This window comes from Thalassotalea sp. Y01 (genome assembly GCF_012932945.1).
GTDB lineage: Bacteria > Pseudomonadota > Gammaproteobacteria > Enterobacterales > Alteromonadaceae > Thalassotalea_A.
The window spans coordinates 162,725-180,999 of sequence record NZ_JABBXG010000008.1; the positions used below are offsets into that span (position 1 = coordinate 162,725).

An 18,275-nucleotide genomic window follows, 5' to 3' on the forward strand; every position below is an offset into this window, starting at 1 on the left:
TTTTAATGGCTCATATGAATGTCTGAATTTACCGAACAATTATCCGTTGCACCTATGCTCGACTGGACGGATCGTCACTGTCGTTACTTTTTACGTCAATTATCCAAACATACGGTGTTATATACCGAGATGGTGACGACAGGTGCCATTTTATTTGGTAAGGGTGATTATTTAAGCTACAACCAGCAAGAGCATCCTGTTGTGTTGCAACTTGGTGGTAGTGATCCCAAAGCGATGACAGAATGCGCCAAGGTGGCTGAGCAATATGGCTATGATGCCATTAATATCAATGTAGGTTGTCCTTCGGATAGGGTTCAAAACGGTCGATTTGGTGCGTGTTTAATGGCCGAGCCTGAATTGGTGGCCGAATGCGTTAGCTCGATGCAAAATGCGGTGAAGGTGCCGATTACGGTAAAGTCGCGTATTGGCATCGATGATATGGACAGTTATGAGTTTTTACATCGCTTTATTGATTTGGTCAGTAAAGCCGGCTGTGAGCATTTTATTGTGCATGCTCGTAAGGCTTGGTTAAGTGGGCTTAGTCCGAAACAAAACCGTGATATACCGCCGTTAGACTATTCTCGTGTCTATGATATTAAGCAGGATTTTCAACACTTGGCCATTTCAATTAATGGTGGCATCAAAACATTAGCAGAAAGTAACCAACATTTGCAGCATATAGATGGTGTGATGATTGGCCGCGAAGTGTATCAAAATCCGTATATGCTGAGTCTTGCGGATCAACAGGTGTTTGCAAAAGACTATGTGCAAATATCACGTGAGCAAGTGATTGAGCAAATGTGTGCCTATATTGATGAAGCAATAAAGCATGGACCAAGAGTGTGGCATATCGTGCGCCATATGCTTGGCTTATGTAATGGTTTACCTGGTGCACGTAAATATCGTCGCTTCCTCAGTGAAAATGCAGGTAAAGAAGGCGCAGATTCTAGTGTGTTAAGGCAAGCCTTTGCTTTAACCGGTGTACCGCAAGACGTTGCCTAGCCAAACCTAGTCTACAAAAAACTTGTCTAGAAAACCCAGTCTGGAGAAGCCAAGCCGAGCTTTTTCGTTAGACAACATACCGATTTATCATTATAAAATCCTGATTTGCGGTTTATTTGCCGAAATCAGGATTTTTTTAACATTTTTTTAAACCTTTTTCTTATTTGTCGCGACTAATAACCATATTCAATAACTTTATATACGAGAAAAGGTGTAAAAATGGTTGGCATGACACACTTGTTTTTTATTTTATTATTACCTGGGGCACTAACCGTGCTGTGCTCACTTGCATTAGCTGTGACAGAAAAACTTTAAGCCCAAGATACACTTTTAAATATATACTTTTCAATACGTTACATATCATCTTTAGTACATTCGTACTTTTTAAATCAACTTTATTCCAGCGTTAAATCGACCTTAAACCGGTAATGGCATACAGCTATGTGCATGGCTTTCTTTAGCATATTTATATTTGTTTTTATTTTTTGGTCAAAATTACTAACGGGTTAGTCAAAAACACTAAGTGCAGCATTGTTAATCAATTGTTAATTTGTCGTGTTAAAAATTGAAAATATATAAAAGTGCTTTAAAAACAACGCCTTATAAATTTTTTAAAAACTTGGCACAAGCTTTGTATTAGTTATTACAAACGCGGCCAATAACGATAATAAAACGCACTTAACACACTTAATAATTATCAGTACCCGCAAGGGTGTAGGAGAAGACGATGAAAAACTTAACAAGTAAAGCAGCAGTATTTGCAAGCGTTTTAGGATTGGCCGCGATGGCACCAGGTGCAGCAAATGCAGAGCAAGTATCACTAGAAACCTATTTACAGTATGTAGTGGCACAACAATCAGAATCAGTATTCAATGCCGTAGCGCAAGAAGTAGCATACAACATCGAAGAAACCGTTGCTAACTTCAATATCGATTCAGTATTCAGTACCGAAAAAGGTACACCGTCAGTGACTATTTCAGAAACGACGGCTCGTGTTGAGTCATCATCAAGTCAGCTTTCTGATGAAGCAGCAGAAAATAAATAACAGGAGTACATCATGGGCATGTTTTCAAGAATAACAGACATTATCAACGCCAACATTAACGCCCTTTTGGATAAGGCGGAGAATCCAGAAAAAATGATTCGCCTTATTATCCAAGAAATGGAAGAAACATTGGTTGAGGTTAGATCAGAAGCTGCAAAGCACATTGCCGAGAAAAAGCATTTATCACGCAACTTGCGAAATGTGCAAAACAAGGAAAGTGAATGGCAGCAAAAAGCGGAAATCGCTCTTGCAAAAGGACGTGAAGACTTGGCTCGAGGTGCACTGATCGAAAAGCAAAAAGTTGCTACCGATCTAGAGAATCTGCAACAGCAAGTACAACACATTGATGAGGTACTAGAGAAGATTCAAGACGACAGTAATCGCTTGCAAGAGAAGTTGACTGAAGCGAAGCAACGTCAACAAGCATTTAACCAACGTCAGCAAAGTGCAGAAGTACGTCTTCAGGCTAAAAAAGTCCTGGATAGCAGCAATATTGATAGCGCCATCGCTAAATTTGAGAGTTATCAGCAAAAAGTAGATGAGCTAGAAGCACAGGTTGAATCGTATGATTTTGTAGCAAGTAAGAGCCTATCGCAGCAAATCGCTGAGTTAGAACAAGACGACGAAGTTGAACAACAACTTGAAATGATGAAAAAGAAGGTGGCTAACGGGTAACACCGTGCCCCTTTCACGAAACGCTAAGGAGCAGAACAATGTTTGGTTTATCACTGGTGATGACACTGTGGATGGTACCAGTAATTAGTTTCTTTGTTGGTGCTGGAGTATTTGGTTTAGCCAAGTCCTGGCACTAACCACAGATTGTCCGCAATCTATATTATTTGAATTTTGGAGAAAGTCATGAGTAGTTACAGCAAATACAATACGTTACGTAAAGATATGGTTAATAAGAAAGTCTGCGGTGTATGCGCAGGTGTCGCTCGCTATTTTGACCTACCGGTATTTGGTGTGCGTGCAGCGACCGTTGTTTTAGGCCTTATGATGCCAACAACGAGCGTCATTGCTTATTTGGTTGCCGCATTGGTTATGCCAAGTCGTTATTAAACGAGTTAGCAAGGCAAGAACATGAGTTTCTTAAAAGCGTTATTATTGGCCATTGTTGCCACCCTAGTAATCACTTGGGCATTAGGTGTTTCACTAATTGAATTGTTTAATGTCAGTTTGTATGTAGAACAACAGCAAATAGAATCCTGGACCGCGGTCAGTGTTGCGGCTCTAATAGCGGTTATTGTTGCCATTGTGACAGCCGCAATTCTGGTCAGCGTTTTCGGTTTTGTTATTTTTGTGCTGTTGTCTTTATTTGTCGCACTTGCGGCGTTCGGCATTGGCCTGTTTTGGCCTGTACTGCTGGTGGCCCTAGCGATTCATTTGTTAACCCGCGAGCGCAATGTGGCAGGACAGCAAACGTAACCGACGCAGATAAATATGTGGCGTAAGGTATTTGCCCATTGTCGACCTGATAAAAATGAGCGATGATTAACCTAAGTTATTGCAATATATTGATATAGAATGAAAAAAATACTTAGCTTAGCATTCGCTCTTTTCGCTTTTGACATCGCTGCACATCATCTGATTATTGAGCAACCTTACGCCAAGGAAACCATTCCTGGCAGCAAAGTTAACTCAGCATATATGGTCATCAATAATTACTCTGACAAATCGCTAAAACTGTTATCTGTCACCTCACCGATAAGTGATCGCATTGAATTACATGAACACACCTTTGTCGATCAAATGATGAAAATGCAGCAAGTCGATGCCATTACCATCGAAGCAGGAGATTATGTTGCCTTACAGCCTCATGGCTATCATTTGATGATCTTTAAACCAAAACAACCACTTAAAGCCGGAAAAGAAATCGAACTGAGCTTATACTTTGATGATGGATCAACTGCTACTATTAAAGTACCCGTAGTTGGTTTATCTAAAAAATCTAACCCGTAAATGAACAATAAGGATTCGTTATGGCGCTAAATATTTCCGCCAAGTCGGCCTCGATCACTGCATCTGTAGTGGTTTTTCTATTTTATTTGTTGGGAGTTTTCTGGAGTTTTGAGCCAGAGACTTTTGATATACGTGAAGCCGCGATTGCAGATGCAAAAGTTGACAATGTAAAGCCTGTGGTCGGTTATACCACGACAACGGCGATCATAAAAATTGCTGAGACCATTTTGAACAAACCAGGTGGTTATCTTGCTAATGACATTACGCCACCATCGGTGATGTTGGATAACATCCCAGCCTGGGAATTTGGCGCTTTGGAAATGGTACGTGATATATCATTGAGTATGCGCCAGTCGTTTTCTCGCTCGCAATCACAATCGTTAGAAAACAAGTTTCTAAAACGCGCGCAACCAAAATTCAATATCGATCATACCAATTGGGCTATTCCATCAGCGGAAGGCGAGTATGAGTCTGCAATTCAAGATTTATATTCTTACCGTAAAGACCTAGCGGATCCTTTGGTTCAGGACGCACAGTTTTATGCGCGTGCTGATAATTTACGCGATTATATTCGCGAAGTTGAAAAGCGATTAGGTAGCTACTCGCAACGATTAAGTGCCAGTGTTGGACGTAACCAATTAAATACGGATTTAGCCGGTGATAAAGTTGCGCAGCAGTCCACATTTACCGCGTCTGCTGTTATAGTAAAGACCAGTTGGTGGAAAATCGATGATGTCTTTTATGAGTCACGGGGTGCTTGTTGGGCGCTATTGCATATGCTCCAAGCCATTGAAGTTGATTTTGCCGACGTATTAGAAAATAAAAATGCTGCCGTAAGTGTAAGCCAAATAATAAGAGAGCTTGAAGCAACTCAACAAACCGTCTGGAGTCCAATGATTCTCAATGGTAGTGGGTTTGGTTTCGTTGCCAACCATTCGTTGGTAATGGCGAACTATATTTCCCGCGCCAATGCGGCATTGATTGACTTGCGAGAGCTGTTAAGTCAAGGATAAAAATAAAATGAAAAAAAGCGCTGCGTTAATTAGTTCGCTAATGATGTTAACCAGCCCAAACGCCAATGCCGATGCCATTGGCGTTTACATAGGTGCTCAAGTTTGGGATATGGCTGCAGAAGGCAGCTACGATGATAGTAAGGTTCAGCAAGAATTTAATTTTGACGATGATACGCAAAATCGTTTTTATATTGAATTCGAACATCCACTACCATTTATTCCAAATATCAAAATCGCTCATTCTGAGCTAATGACTACCGGTGTTGAAATAAACCCTGCCGCTGATTCATTGCAAGGCAGCAGTGAATTAGACTTATCTTATACCGATTATACCTTGTATTATGAACTGTTTGACAACGGCCTGTTTTCGTTCGATTTTGGTTTGACTGGTAAAGACTTTGAAGGTGAATTTATCACCCTTGATCGTTCTGGCCTAGACGTTGATAACGTTGATGAAATCATTCCTATGTTGTACTTGTCAGCAGAAGTCGAATTGCCACTAACTGGTTTAGGTGTATTTGCTGAAGGTAATATTTTAGCGCTTGACGATCACACTGCAGCGGATTATCAAGCTGGTATTTCTTACGCGCTTATCGACAACATGATTGTTGATGTCGATATTCAACTTGGTTATCGTTGGGCTCAAGTTGAGTTAGAAGATTTAGAAGGAATATATTCTGATCTGGACTTTGACGGTGCATTTGCAGGTGTCGAAGTACACTTTTAAATAGCGTTAATGATTAATAACGATTAATAAAAACCTGAATTAGACATTGATAATTCAGGTTTTTTTATGTTTTTCAGCGATGAAAATAGATTGTATGTAATAGGGTATAAGATAAACCCTTTCGATCTATCAGTGTAGTATTCGATTTTGGAATAAAAAATCGTTATCCATTCTTTTATGTTTTAACCAAAGCTGATTATTCTTTGCTCATGTTAATTAACTGTAATTTGTGAGCAAACACCATGTTGGTTAAAGCCAATAACGCCGCTAACGAAAGCGGTGCCAGCCTTAGCAGTGCCCAATTGGAGCAGCTGCAACAGGTGATCGGTCAATATACACCACTGCAACTCGCTTGGGCGAGTGGCTATCTTGCGGCCAAAAGCGAAACCTCGCCGCAAGCAGAACCCTCTGCGCAATTAAATCCTGCACCTGTACTGACCATTTTATATGGTTCTCAAACCGGCAATGCCAAAGGCGTCGCCGAACAGGTGAAAGCCGCGGCTGAACAATCGGGTCTAGCGGTAAACTTATACAACATGGCTGACTATAAGGTTAAAAACCTTAAGACAGAAAGTCACGTCATTATTGTTGCTAGTACCAACGGTGAAGGCGAACCACCAGATGATGCGATGGCCCTGCACGAGTTCTTAGCCTCTAAACGTGCTCCGAAATTAAACGACCTGCAATACGCGGTGTTGGCTTTAGGTGACTCAAGTTACGAGTACTTTTGTCAAACAGGTAAAGATTTTGACCAACGACTCGCGGCATTAGGTGGTAAGCCATTATTCGAACGTGTCGATTGCGATGTCGATTATCAGCCTGACGCTGACACTTGGCGCGACAAGGTGGTCGATAAGCTGGCAGAGCAATTTAAGGCTGAACAGCAAAACTCAAACACAGGTGCAGACGTGGTCACCTTGCCGTTTGCGCAGAGCCCAGCCGCCAGTGTTTATAACAAGCAAAATCCGTTTACCGCGAGCATTATTGAAAATCAAAAAATCACCGGACGTGATTCAAACAAGGTAGTGCATCATATTGAAATTGATTTGCAAGGCTCTGACCTGCAATACCAACCTGGCGATGCGTTAGGTGTATGGCCGGTCAATGACAATGCCTTGGTCGATAGCCTGATTGCACAACTTGGTTTGAACGCCGACAGCAAGGTAACCCTTGCCGAACAACAGGTGACGCTGCAACACGCTCTTTTGCGTAAAAAAGAAATGACCGCATTAAACAAAGCGGTATTGCAAAAATGGGCAGACCTTGCCGACAACGCTGACTTGAATAGCTTACTCGCCGATGGCGAGCAATGTCGCCAGTATCTGTCGTCTACGCAACTTATCGATATGAGTCGTCAATTCCCGGTAAATATTGACGCTCAGGGCTTGGTTGATTTGCTCGCATCCCTTGCGCCACGTTTGTATTCCATTGCCTCGAGTCAACAAGAGGTCGAAGACGAAGTGCACTTAACCGTCGGGTTGCTTGATTATCAGCAAGATGAGCAGCAACGTCGAGTTGGTGCTGCATCTGGATTTTTGATTGAGCGTTTACAAGCCGACGATGAAATTGACGTGTTTATCGAGCACAACAATAACTTCCGTTTACCAGAGAATGACGATACTGCGGTGATCATGATAGGTCCCGGGACCGGTATTGCGCCGTTTAGAGCCTTCTTGCAAGAGCGTGATGCACGACAAGCTGGCGGTGATAACTGGTTATTCTTTGGTGACCAAACCTTTACTCAGGACTTTTTATATCAAACAGAATGGCAGGCTTATTTGAAGTCGTCGTTATTGTCGAAGTTGGATGTCGCCTTTTCGCGCGATCAGCAGCAAAAAGTCTATGTACAACACAAATTGCAAAAACAGGCTGAGCAGGTTTATCAGTGGCTGCAACAAGGTGCGCACTTGTATATCTGTGGTGATATGCAGCGCATGGCGAAAGATGTGCATAACACCTTAGTAGAGATTGTCAGTGAAAAAGGGCAAATGAGCTTAGAAGATGCTGAACAATATTTAAAACAGTTGCGAATAGATAAGCGCTATCAGAAGGACGTATATTAAATGACTGCGAAACCAGCAAACCAAGCCGATAACCTCATTGTTACTGGCAAACTGGCTGATAACGAACGAATAAAAGGTGACAGCAATTATCTGCGTGGCACCATCGCCGATGATCTTAACGATGAGATCACTGGTGGTTTTACGGCGGATAATTTTCAGTTAATTCGTTTTCATGGCATGTATCAACAAGATGATCGTGATATTCGTCAAGAGCGCAGCAAGCAGAAGCTAGAGCCATTGCACAATGTTATGTTGCGTGCTCGTATGCCAGGTGGTGTTATAACGCCAGAGCAATGGTTAGCTATCGATAAGTTCGCTGCGGATCATACGATGTACGGCAGCATTCGCTTAACAACCCGTCAAACGTTTCAATTTCATGGTGTGTTAAAGCCTAATATCAAATTAATGCATCAAACTTTGAATGCAATTGGCATTGATTCTATTGCCACTGCCGGTGATGTAAACCGTAATGTGTTGTGTACCTCGAACCCTGAACAGTCAAAACTGCATCAGACAGCTTATGAGTGGGCGGCGAAAATCAGTGAACATCTATTGCCTAAAACCAACGCCTATGCAGAGATTTGGTTAGATGGCGAGAAAGTTGAGCAGACCGACACGGTTGAACCGATTCTTGGCAAAAACTATTTGCCGCGTAAGTTTAAAACCACCGTGGTAATTCCACCGCAAAATGACGTTGATGTTCACGCCAATGATCTTAATTTTGTTGCCATCGCTGATGGTGAAGAATTAATCGGCTTTAATGTCTTGGTCGGTGGTGGTCTGGCGATGACCTTTGGTGATGATTCTACTTACCCTCGCCGTGCGGATGATTTTGGTTTTGTTGCCTTGGCGGATACCTTAGCCATTGCTGAAGCCGTGGTTGGCGTGCAGCGTGATTGGGGCAATCGTGTCAATCGTAAAAACGCCAAAACTAAATATACTTTAGACCGAGTTGGTATTGATACCTTTAAGCAAGAAGTTGAAAAACGAGCAAAGGTGAATTTTGCACCGTCAAAACCGTTTGAGTTTACTTCTCGAGGTGACCGTTTTGGTTGGGTGGAAGGCGTTGATGGTAAGCATCACTTGACTCTGTTTATCGAAAATGGACGTATTCTTGATACCGAGCAAGCGAAGCTTAAAACCGGTGCACGAAAGTTAGCTGAGATCCATAAAGGCAGCTTTCGCATGACCGCCAATCAAAACCTGATTGTCGCCGGTGTTGCAGAGCAAGATATTGCCACGATAGAGCAAATCGCCATAGCGCATGGCTTGCTAGATAGCAGCCACTCTTCGCAACGTAAGCAGTCCATGGCGTGTGTGTCTTTCCCGACCTGTCCATTGGCAATGGCTGAAGCGGAGCGTTTTTTACCTGGCTTTGTCACCGATATAGAAGGTTTGCTGGCAAAATACGGTATTGCCGATGAACATATTATATTTCGCGTCACCGGTTGTCCGAATGGGTGTGGTCGAGCAATGCTAGCTGAAGTGGGCTTAGTAGGTCGAGGTCCAGACAAATACAATATGTATTTGGGCGGCAATTTGGCTGGTACCCGCATTCCCAAACTCTATCAAGACAATATCAGTTCGGCGCAAGTGCTAGAGCATTTAGATAGCTTAATTGCTATTTGGGTAGAGCAGCGTCATGAGCATGAATGTTTTGGTGATTTTGTGATTCGTCACGGTATTGTCGATGAAGTAATCGTCAGTGCCAGAGATTTCCATAAGTAAGGATATGCAAAGAAGATGACAAATCTCGCTGTAAATAATCGTTTTCCAGCATCTTTACCAGACAGTTTACTGGATAGCTGGAATCAACAGTTGGCCTCTCTTTCGGCAACTGAACGTGTACTGTGGGCGATGGAACATTTGCCAGGAGAATTCGCATTAACGTCGAGTTTTGGTATTCAGTCAGCGGTAATGCTGCATATGGTGACGAAAATAAAAGCGGATATTCCTGTGGTGCTAACCGATACTGGCTATTTGTTTCCAGAAACATATCGTTTTATTGATGAAATGACCGACAAGCTGAACTTAAATTTAAAGGTGTTTCGCTCGGAATTAACCCCTGCATGGCAACGCGCTCGTTATGGCGAGCAATGGCAAAGTGGTGAAGAACAGCTAAAGCAATACAACTTAGCCAACAAAGTTGCACCGTTAGAGCGTGGTCTTGACGAACTGGGTGTAAATACCTGGTTCTCAGGTGTGCGACACAGTCAAACGCAACATCGTCAAAACTTACCTATTTTGCAGGTGATCAGAGGGCGTTTTAAAATGCATCCGATCATTGAGTGGAGTAACAAGGATATTCATCAATATCTGCAGTCCCATAATCTGCCTTATCATCCATTGTGGGAGCAAGGCTATGTATCGGTGGGAGATGTTCATTCGAGTAAACCACTTACTTTGGGTATGCAAGAGTCGGATACCCGTTTTAATGGTCAACAACGCGAGTGTGGTCTACACACCGATGGTGATGGCATCTAAGTGAACCTTACAGCGGTAAATAGAAAAAGCCCGACAGATGTCGGGCTTTTTGTTTGGTGTGTTTACCAGTTACGCTCAATAGATCAGTGTTTTATAAAACCGGCGCGATAACCAGTGACACGATGGCCATAACATTTATTAAGATGTTCATGGATGGACCCGAGGTGTCTTTAAATGGGTCGCCAACGGTATCACCTACAACGGTAGCCGCATGAACGTCGCTGCCTTTACCGCCGTAGTTGCCTTTTTCAACAAACTTTTTAGCGTTATCCCATGCGCCACCAGCGTTAGCCATCATCAGCGCCATAAGTACACAACCTAATAATGCACCACCTAGCATGCCACCAAGAGCTTGCGGGCTAATACCAAAACCGACGACAACAGGGACACTGACGGCAATAACCCCAGGCAAGATCATTTTCTTCAATGCTGCCGTTGTCGCGATATCAACACATTTTTCCGTATCAGGATCCGCTTTACCTTCTAGTAAACCGTCAATTTCTTTAAATTGACGACGTATTTCGTGAATCATTTCAAACGCGGCATCGCCAACGGCTGTCATGGTAATTGAGGCAATTAAGAACGGTACCATACCTCCAATAAACAGTCCCATTAACACTTCAGGATCGCCTAGGTGTAATGAGAAGTCGGGAATCTTAACCGTCATGGTTTCGACATAAGCAGCAATGATTGCTAGCGCCGCTAACGCCGCCGCACCTATGGCAAAACCTTTACCAATAGCTGCTGTGGTGTTACCTAACTCATCCAAAGAGTCGGTAATATTGCGCGTTTCTTCGCCAAGCCCAGCCATTTCCGCAATACCACCTGCGTTGTCGGCAACAGGGCCGTATGCATCAATCGCCATGGTGATACCAACGGTCGCTAACATACCAACCGCAGCGATACCTACACCATACAAGCCGGCCATAGCGGTTGAGGCGTAGATAATTGCGCTTAGTGTTAATACAGGAATAACCACTGATTCCATACCAACCGAAAGGCCGGTTATCATCACCGTAGCCGGTCCGGTTTCACCTGATTTAGCAATTTTCTCGACAGGCTTGCTCGAGGTATAGTATTCGGTCACTAAACCAATAATGATACCGCCAATAGCGCCGGTTAATACCGCGCCCCAAACATATGCGTTTATACCTAAAAACTGTACGGTAAAGTAAGCAAGCACAATAAACAGTACCGCAGAAATCATCGTTCCGGCACGCAAAGCCACTTCGGCCTTGCTGGCGGACATCGCCTTGACTAATAAGATACCGATTATTGAACAGATAAGACCAACAGATGCTAAGACCAGAGGCAATGCCATTAGCGCGCCGCGATCGCCTAAGTTATCAACTACCATGGTTGATGCGATGGCGATTGATGCGATCATAGAGCCACAGTAAGACTCAAATATATCCGAGCCCATACCGGCAACATCACCAACGTTGTCACCAACGTTATCGGCGATAACACCAGGGTTACGAGGATCATCCTCTGGAATGCCGGCTTCTATTTTACCCACTAAATCAGCACCGACATCGGCACTTTTAGTAAAGATACCTCCGCCAACACGAGAGAATAGAGCGACACAGGACGCGCCCATGCCAAAGCCATGAATATAATGTACAGTGGTTGGATCGCCACCAAAGTACCAGTATAAAGTACCCAGACCAATCAAACCGAGAGAGGCGACACAAAGTCCCATGACGGAGCCACCAAAAAACGCCACCGTTAATGCCGACGCCGAGCCTTTTTCATGAGCGGCATTGGTTGTTCGCACATTGGCTTTGGTTGCGGTGAACATACCAATATAGCCAGCCAGAGCTGACGATACAGCACCGACTAAAAATGCCAACGCAGTATTTGGATCAACAAAGAAATATAAAAGCACCAACAATACGCCAGCAAAGATGGCAAGCATTTTGTATTCTCGATGCATAAAGACCATGGCACCAAGATGTATTTGATTGGCGATTTTTTGCAGGGCTTCACTGCCTGCATCGTAGGATTTAATGATGTTATAGAGGATGAACGCAAAAATTAAACCGGCAATACCTAGTACCGGAGGCAGCAATAGCATGTTATCCATAATGTCCCCATTATTGTTGTTATCAGGCAAAACCCAACCGCAAAATAGGTTTTGATGGCTTTATAAAAAGCCTCATTGGGATACCACCGCCCAGACAACTTAACAAAGAGGTGAATATTGTTTCCGTTAAAATATCGTTAATTATTAACGCGTTATTCTTACCTTAGCTTTATAGATTGCAAATGTGTAGTAAAACTTGTCAAAAAATAACCCATTTGTTGGCATTATTTAGGGAAAAAGCCCAATATTTTGACTAAAGTTTCATTGTTTTTGGCTATTTTTAGGCCAAAACAGATGTTTTTAAAAATTAACTGGTTATAATAGCGGCCTTAAATTATTTAGTTATGTTTTAATGGGAAAAACCATGAGCTTAAACACTGTACCTGCGGGTAAAAACCTGCCAGATGAAATTAACGTAATCATCGAAATTCCAGCTCACGCTGATCCGGTAAAATACGAAGTAGACAAAGATTCAGGTGCTATCTTCGTTGATCGTTTCATGTCAACGTGTATGCATTACCCTACTAACTATGGTTATGTACCACACACCTTATCCGAAGACGGTGACCCGGTAGACGTTTTAGTTCCAACGCCATTCCCATTAATGCCTGGTGCAGTAATTACTTGTCGTCCAATCGGCGTACTTAAAATGACCGATGAGTCAGGCGAAGATGCCAAAGTGCTAGCGGTTCCTGTAGACAAGCTTTCTACTATTTATCGTGGTATCAATGAAGCAACTGAAATGCCAGAGCTTCTACTTAACCAAATTTCTCACTTCTTTGAGCACTACAAAGATCTAGAGCCAAACAAATGGGTTAAGATCGAAGGTTGGGCCGATGCACAAGCTGCGAAAGACGAAATTACTGACAGTGTTAAGCGTTACGATGACGCAGAAGAAAAACCTGCTTTCTAAATTCGTATAGATTATTGAAAAAAAGCTCGCTATTGCGGGCTTTTTTTATGCTTGTTTGCTACTGATTTTTACCAAATACACTACCTTTATTTAGTACCTTCAAATTATAGGTAAATTGACATTTGCAAAATTAAAACGCTAAATTAAAACGCTTGTTTAAAAAAATATTGATTTGCCAGCTAAGACAAGGCACACTCAGTCAACCTAAATGATTATTTAATCTTTGCAATATAACGATAATCCTTAACTGGAAAGGAGATAGGCATGATTTATCAAGGCGAACGCCTCACTGCCAAACTGCTCGATGATAATATCGTTGAGTTATGTTTTGACGCGAAAGGTTCAGTTAATGCGCTTAACCTAGCAACCCTGCAAGAATACAAAGAAGCTATTGCCGCCATCGCAGCAAATCAAGACGCACAAGGCGTTATTGTCACATCAGCTAAGTCCACTTTTATAGTAGGTGCGGACATTACCGAATTTACCGAATTATTCAAAACCCCAGATGAAAAAATTGCTGGCGTTTTTAAGTCAAGCAGTGACATCTTTGACGCGTTTGAAGATTTGCAAATCCCTAGCGTTGCCGCAATTAATGGTTTTGCGTTAGGTGGTGGTTGTGAAACCGCGTTAGTGTGTGATTATCGTGTTGCCGACACCAGTGCGAGCATTGGTTTGCCAGAAGTTAAGTTGGGACTAATGCCTGGCTTTGGTGGAACCGTGAGATTACCGCGCATTATTGGTGTTGATAATGCTCTTGAGTGGATGACCACAGGTAAGCCGTATAAGGCCGAAAAAGCCTTGGCGTTTCATGCTGTCGATGCGGTTGTTGCCCCGGAGCACTTGCGCGACGCAGCGCTCTCTATGGTCAAAGATGCAATTAAAGGTGACCTTGATTGGCGTGCACGTAAACAAGTCAAGCTAGATCCGGTGACCTTGTCTGAGACCGAACATTTGATGAGCTTCTCTACGGCCAAAGCCATGGTTGCAGCCAAAGCGGGCAAACATTACCCAGCGCCTATGGCTGTGGTTAAACTTATGGAGAAGTCGGTTAAGTTAGATCGAACCGAAGCCATGCTGTTAGAAAATGACGCATTTGGTAAAGTTGCTAAAACGGACGCCTGTACAGCTCAAGTAGGTTTGTTCTTAGCCGACCAAGTTGTCAAAGGTAAAGCCAAGAAAGCAGCTAAGCTAGCCAGCAAAAAAGTAAACCGTGCAACGGTACTTGGTGCCGGTATTATGGGTGGTGGTATCGCATATCAATCCGCTTACAAAGGCACACCAATAGTGATGAAAGACATCAATAATGATGCCTTAGACTTAGGCCTGACTACAGCGTCTGGCATTTTAACCAAGCTGGTTGATAAAGGCCGTATGAATGCCAAGAAAATGGCAGGCGTATTAAATAATATTACACCGACGTTAAGCTATGACAGTGTCAAAGACACGGACATTGTGGTTGAAGCCGTGGTTGAAAACCCTAAGGTTAAGTCTGCAGTACTAAAAGAAGTGGAAGCCGTGGTCAGTGATGATGCCATTATCACCTCGAATACCTCGACCATCTCTATCGACCTATTAGCTGAAAGTGTGGCAAAACCAGAGCGTTTTTGTGGCATGCACTTCTTTAATCCGGTTCATAAAATGCCGTTGGTTGAAGTTATCCGCGGTAAAAATACGTCTGATGAAACCGTCGCAGCCGTTGTCGCTTATGCCGCTAAAATGGGTAAGTCGCCAATTGTCGTAAATGATTGTCCTGGTTTCTATATTAACCGCGTATTGTTCCCTTACTTTGCTGGCTTTAGTCACCTTTTATTAGAAGGTGCCGATTTCAGCGCCGTTGATAAAGTGATGGAGAAGCAATTTGGTTGGCCTATGGGCCCAGCGTACTTACTCGATGTCGTTGGTTTAGATACCGCGGATCATTGTACTGACGTGATGGCGGCAGGTTTCCCTACACGTATGGCTAAATTAGCCAAAGATCCTGTCCAAGCACTATATAACAGTGACAAACTTGGTCAGAAGAATGGCACTGGTTTTTATGACTACTCGAAAGATAAGCGTGGTCGTCCGGTTAAAGTGGCAAGTGAAACATCGGTTGGTATTCTAGCGGATATGTGTCAGCCAATGGCGGACTTTAGCAGTGATGAAATCATTGCCCGTTTAATGATCCCTATGGTTAACGAAACCATTCGCTGCCTAGAAGAAGGCGTTGTTGATACCGCAGCCGAAGCCGATATGGGCCTGATCTATGGTTTAGGTTTCCCTCCATTTAGAGGTGGTCCAATTCGATACCTTGAAACGCTTGGTTTGGATAACTTTATCGCCATGGCAGACAAGTACGCGCATCTTGGTGAAATTTATCAGGTTACTGATGGCCTGCGTGATATGGCTGCAAGCAATAAGTCATATTTCAACACCGATGTTAAAACCAACAAATAAGGGCGGATAATAGAATGAATGAAGTAGTAATTGTCGATTGTATACGTTCACCTATGGGCCGTTCCAAAGGTGGTATATTTAGAAATGTGCGAGCTGAAGAATTATCTGCATCGCTAATGCGTCAAATCTTACAACGCAATCCATCGTTGGATCCTGCCGATATTGAAGACGTTATTTGGGGTTGTGTTAAACAAACCAAAGAGCAAGGGTTTAATATTGCCCGTAATGCCTCATTGATGGCGGGTATGCCAAAGTCAATTGCCGGTGTAACCGTCAACCGTTTATGTGGGTCATCAATGGAAGCACTGCATCAAGCCAGCACCAGCATTATTGCCGGTCAAGGTGATGTATTCTTAATTGGTGGTGTAGAACATATGGGGCACGTGCCAATGATGTACGATGTCGACTTCGCTCCTGCTATGGCAAAATACATGGCCAAAGCGGCGGGTAACATGGGTTTAACAGCTGAGCTGTTAGGCAAACAACATGGTATCAGTCGAGAAATGCAAGATGAGTTTGGTGCTCGTTCGCATCAACGTGCGTTTGCAGCGCAGCAAGAAGGTCGATGGGACAATGAGATCGTTGGCGTTGAAGGCCATGATCAAACCGGTGCCTTAAAACTCATTAGCGAAGATGAAGTGATTCGCCCAGAATGTACTGTCGAAAGCCTGCAAGGTTTACGTCCAGTATTTGATCCGGCAAACGGTACAGTGACCGCTGGTACATCTTCGGCTATTTCTGATGGCGCCAGTGCCATGCTCGTTATGTCAGCACAAAAAGCAAAAGAGTTAGGGTTAACTCCACGAATGAAGATTCGTTCAATGGGTGTTGCCGGTTGCGATCCTGCGACTATGGGCTATGGTCCGGTACCTGCGACTCAAAAAGCATTGAAACGTGCTGGTTTAATCGTCGCTGATATTGATGTCGCCGAATTTAACGAAGCGTTTGCCGCACAAGCGTTATCATGTATTAAGTCACTTGGTATGCTTGATGTATTGGATGATAAAATCAATCTTAACGGTGGTGCCATTGCGCTTGGTCATCCATTAGGTTGTTCCGGAGCACGTATATCAACGACATTGGTAAACCTAATGGAAAGTAAAGACGCGAATATTGGTCTTGCAACCATGTGTATTGGCTTAGGCCAAGGTATTGCCACGGTATTTGAACGAGTCTAATAGCTCGCTCTATATAATAGCTTTTATACAAACAACAAAAAGGGAGCGCATGCTCCCTTTTTTAATGACGCTTTATTGTTGCACTGCGCTATGTTTTACGGCGCATGCTGTACAAGGTTGTCTTTCTCATATCCAGCTTTAACCGCGATATCAATTGCCTTATCTTTATTGACACCGGCTTTTACCGCCTGATCAATTATGGTGTTGACGTGCTGTTTATCGACAGACTTCAAAGCCACTTCGACAATTTCTTCACCGCTGTCAGAAAAGTTGGCGAACACACTTTGTAAAAGGGTGTCTAACATTTCCGGCAATTCGGTAAAGGCGATAGACAATAACTGATCAAAATCATCAGGATATTCTTTAACGGTTGTGGTCACGATTGTCGGTGCCATTACCGGTTTGGTTTGCAGAGCGGTAATGTAGATATGGTCTCTATCATCGGGATGAAGACGGCTTGCTGCTAATACGATGTCATCAGCGTAACCAGGCTCAGCTTTAATGGCTGCTTTAATAATGTCATTACACTGTGCCACTTCGTGTTGCATGGCCAGCCTTATGACTTCGTCCGCGTAATTAGGATTTGCGTTTAATGAGCCTCTTATAACTTGACGATAGTCACTCGGGTATTGAGTAAAAGCCAAATCAATAATGGATTCGTGAAGGTCCGGGTATCGTTTTAATAGACTGCTTACTGTTCTCTCGACAGATATTTCCTTTTCGACTGACTTTGACATCAGTTTAGAGAGAAACTTATTTTGTGATCCTTGTGCGTTTACTGCACCATTAACTGTTAGCGCTATTGCGATGCCCCAAAATATTTTTAGTGTTTTATTTTTCATGGGATACCAGCAGATTTAATTATTGTACTTATGTCTGAGTCTCTATCTAACTACAAGTTCAAATAATAAGCAATGAAATACGTCTGCTATTTATCGAATAACAAACGAATTGTTATCACAAGTCAATAAATTGGTTATTAAATGTAACTTCTGTTTGAAAAAGCAGCGATCAAACTGTTTTTTTCAACTTTTCTTAAAATTGCTGTTGACGGCAGCTCAAAAATCCCTAAAATGCGCTCCACTTCCTCGGGGAAACAGCGGTAACTACCAATGTTGATTCGAATTAAAACGGAAGTGCGGTTTCAAGTTTGCAAGCCTTATATGATAACGCTTACAGACAACAACGAAATAATTTAAAGTTTTTTAAATTTAACTGTTGACTTCGAAACTGAGTTGCGTAGAATGCGCATCCGCTTTCAACGGAAAGCGACGCCAACAACGAATGCGATTGATTGGCTCGATTCGACAAGAATCGGTTCTTTAACAATTAGTTATCATGCAATTTGTGTGAGCACTCACAAGAT

16 protein-coding genes are annotated in these 18,275 nt (G+C 42.9%); 14 read left to right on the top strand and 2 right to left on the bottom strand.

The annotated features are described in order from the left end of the window. Nucleotides 1-18 precede the first annotated feature (18 nt). From dusA to HII16_RS12960, 11 genes are all read left to right on the top strand, one after another. Nucleotides 19-1,002 (top strand): tRNA dihydrouridine(20/20a) synthase DusA, encoded by a 984-nt coding sequence (dusA, locus tag HII16_RS12910; protein WP_169130685.1) that lies wholly within the window; start codon nucleotides 19-21, stop codon nucleotides 1,000-1,002. A 727-nt stretch (nucleotides 1,003-1,729) separates the two neighbouring features. Then, nucleotides 1,730-2,047, top strand: coding sequence for a hypothetical protein (locus HII16_RS12915; protein ID WP_135438097.1), 318 nt, complete (start codon nucleotides 1,730-1,732; stop codon nucleotides 2,045-2,047). 12 nt (nucleotides 2,048-2,059) lie between these two features. After that, nucleotides 2,060-2,722 carry a phage shock protein PspA gene (gene pspA, locus HII16_RS12920; RefSeq protein ID WP_169130687.1) on the top strand — a complete coding sequence of 221 codons (663 nt, stop codon included), beginning with the start codon at nucleotides 2,060-2,062 and terminating at the stop codon, nucleotides 2,720-2,722. A gap of 183 nt (nucleotides 2,723-2,905) precedes the next feature. Continuing rightward, nucleotides 2,906-3,109, top strand: coding sequence for a PspC domain-containing protein (locus HII16_RS12925; RefSeq protein WP_135438095.1), 204 nt, complete (start codon nucleotides 2,906-2,908; stop codon nucleotides 3,107-3,109). Nucleotides 3,110-3,130: 21 nt separating this feature from the next. Next, on the top strand, nucleotides 3,131-3,475 hold the full coding sequence (locus HII16_RS12930) for a hypothetical protein (protein WP_169130689.1): 345 nt from the start codon (nucleotides 3,131-3,133) through the stop codon (nucleotides 3,473-3,475). Between the two features lie 99 nt (nucleotides 3,476-3,574). Next, the gene (locus HII16_RS12935) at nucleotides 3,575-4,009 is read left to right on the top strand and encodes a copper chaperone PCu(A)C (RefSeq protein ID WP_169130691.1); all 435 of its coding nucleotides are present in this window, start codon (nucleotides 3,575-3,577) and stop codon (nucleotides 4,007-4,009) included. Nucleotides 4,010-4,029: 20 nt separating this feature from the next. Next, nucleotides 4,030-5,022: a DUF2333 family protein gene (locus HII16_RS12940; protein WP_169130693.1), complete on the top strand. Its 993-nt coding sequence runs from the start codon at nucleotides 4,030-4,032 to the stop codon at nucleotides 5,020-5,022. A gap of 7 nt (nucleotides 5,023-5,029) precedes the next feature. Beyond that, on the top strand, nucleotides 5,030-5,749 hold the full coding sequence (locus HII16_RS12945; protein WP_135438091.1) for a TIGR04219 family outer membrane beta-barrel protein: 720 nt from the start codon (nucleotides 5,030-5,032) through the stop codon (nucleotides 5,747-5,749). Between the two features lie 242 nt (nucleotides 5,750-5,991). Next, nucleotides 5,992-7,812 (top strand): assimilatory sulfite reductase (NADPH) flavoprotein subunit, encoded by a 1,821-nt coding sequence (locus tag HII16_RS12950; RefSeq protein ID WP_169130695.1) that lies wholly within the window; start codon nucleotides 5,992-5,994, stop codon nucleotides 7,810-7,812. Continuing rightward, nucleotides 7,813-9,540 (top strand): assimilatory sulfite reductase (NADPH) hemoprotein subunit, encoded by a 1,728-nt coding sequence (cysI, locus tag HII16_RS12955; protein WP_169130697.1) that lies wholly within the window; start codon nucleotides 7,813-7,815, stop codon nucleotides 9,538-9,540. A 15-nt stretch (nucleotides 9,541-9,555) separates the two neighbouring features. Further along, nucleotides 9,556-10,296: a phosphoadenylyl-sulfate reductase gene (locus HII16_RS12960; RefSeq protein ID WP_169130699.1), complete on the top strand. Its 741-nt coding sequence runs from the start codon at nucleotides 9,556-9,558 to the stop codon at nucleotides 10,294-10,296. Between the two features lie 91 nt (nucleotides 10,297-10,387). Here the strand turns inward: HII16_RS12960 and HII16_RS12965 are convergent, their stop codons facing one another. Next, entirely contained in the window at nucleotides 10,388-12,382 is a 1,995-nt protein-coding gene (locus HII16_RS12965; protein ID WP_169130701.1) for a sodium-translocating pyrophosphatase, read from the bottom strand. Nucleotides 12,383-12,746: 364 nt separating this feature from the next. Here HII16_RS12965 and ppa point away from each other — a divergent pair, with 364 nt between their 5' ends. The 3 genes from ppa (at nucleotide 12,747) to fadA (ending at nucleotide 16,909) form a co-directional block, all read left to right on the top strand. Beyond that, nucleotides 12,747-13,295, top strand: a complete 549-nt coding sequence (ppa, locus tag HII16_RS12970) for an inorganic diphosphatase (RefSeq protein WP_135438086.1) — start codon at nucleotides 12,747-12,749, stop codon at nucleotides 13,293-13,295. Between the two features lie 264 nt (nucleotides 13,296-13,559). Then, nucleotides 13,560-15,731, top strand: a complete 2,172-nt coding sequence (gene fadB, locus HII16_RS12975; RefSeq protein ID WP_169130703.1) for a fatty acid oxidation complex subunit alpha FadB — start codon at nucleotides 13,560-13,562, stop codon at nucleotides 15,729-15,731. Between the two features lie 14 nt (nucleotides 15,732-15,745). After that, on the top strand, nucleotides 15,746-16,909 hold the full coding sequence (fadA, locus tag HII16_RS12980; protein ID WP_169130705.1) for an acetyl-CoA C-acyltransferase FadA: 1,164 nt from the start codon (nucleotides 15,746-15,748) through the stop codon (nucleotides 16,907-16,909). A 95-nt stretch (nucleotides 16,910-17,004) separates the two neighbouring features. On the opposite strand, the gene HII16_RS12985 is transcribed toward fadA, so the two are convergent. Then, nucleotides 17,005-17,751, bottom strand: coding sequence for a hypothetical protein (locus HII16_RS12985; protein WP_169130707.1), 747 nt, complete (start codon nucleotides 17,749-17,751; stop codon nucleotides 17,005-17,007). Between the last annotated feature and the right edge of the window lie 524 nt (nucleotides 17,752-18,275).

What these genes read in the sequence shown, in the direction of transcription:
- fadA (WP_169130705.1), top strand. Translation starts at nt 15,746, where the DNA reads ATGAATGAAGTAGTAATTGTCGATTGTATACGTTCACCTATGGGCCGT.
- dusA (WP_169130685.1), top strand. Translation starts at nt 19, where the DNA reads ATGTCTGAATTTACCGAACAATTATCCGTTGCACCTATGCTCGACTGG.
- fadB (WP_169130703.1), top strand. Translation starts at nt 13,560, where the DNA reads ATGATTTATCAAGGCGAACGCCTCACTGCCAAACTGCTCGATGATAAT.
- pspA (WP_169130687.1), top strand. Translation starts at nt 2,060, where the DNA reads ATGGGCATGTTTTCAAGAATAACAGACATTATCAACGCCAACATTAAC.
- HII16_RS12925 (WP_135438095.1), top strand. Translation starts at nt 2,906, where the DNA reads ATGAGTAGTTACAGCAAATACAATACGTTACGTAAAGATATGGTTAAT.
- HII16_RS12960 (WP_169130699.1), top strand. Translation starts at nt 9,556, where the DNA reads ATGACAAATCTCGCTGTAAATAATCGTTTTCCAGCATCTTTACCAGAC.
- HII16_RS12930 (WP_169130689.1), top strand. Translation starts at nt 3,131, where the DNA reads ATGAGTTTCTTAAAAGCGTTATTATTGGCCATTGTTGCCACCCTAGTA.
- cysI (WP_169130697.1), top strand. Translation starts at nt 7,813, where the DNA reads ATGACTGCGAAACCAGCAAACCAAGCCGATAACCTCATTGTTACTGGC.
- HII16_RS12965 (WP_169130701.1), bottom strand. Translation starts at nt 12,382, where the DNA reads ATGGATAACATGCTATTGCTGCCTCCGGTACTAGGTATTGCCGGTTTA.
- HII16_RS12935 (WP_169130691.1), top strand. Translation starts at nt 3,575, where the DNA reads ATGAAAAAAATACTTAGCTTAGCATTCGCTCTTTTCGCTTTTGACATC.
- HII16_RS12915 (WP_135438097.1), top strand. Translation starts at nt 1,730, where the DNA reads ATGAAAAACTTAACAAGTAAAGCAGCAGTATTTGCAAGCGTTTTAGGA.
- ppa (WP_135438086.1), top strand. Translation starts at nt 12,747, where the DNA reads ATGAGCTTAAACACTGTACCTGCGGGTAAAAACCTGCCAGATGAAATT.
- HII16_RS12940 (WP_169130693.1), top strand. Translation starts at nt 4,030, where the DNA reads ATGGCGCTAAATATTTCCGCCAAGTCGGCCTCGATCACTGCATCTGTA.
- HII16_RS12950 (WP_169130695.1), top strand. Translation starts at nt 5,992, where the DNA reads ATGTTGGTTAAAGCCAATAACGCCGCTAACGAAAGCGGTGCCAGCCTT.
- HII16_RS12985 (WP_169130707.1), bottom strand. Translation starts at nt 17,751, where the DNA reads ATGAAAAATAAAACACTAAAAATATTTTGGGGCATCGCAATAGCGCTA.
- HII16_RS12945 (WP_135438091.1), top strand. Translation starts at nt 5,030, where the DNA reads ATGAAAAAAAGCGCTGCGTTAATTAGTTCGCTAATGATGTTAACCAGC.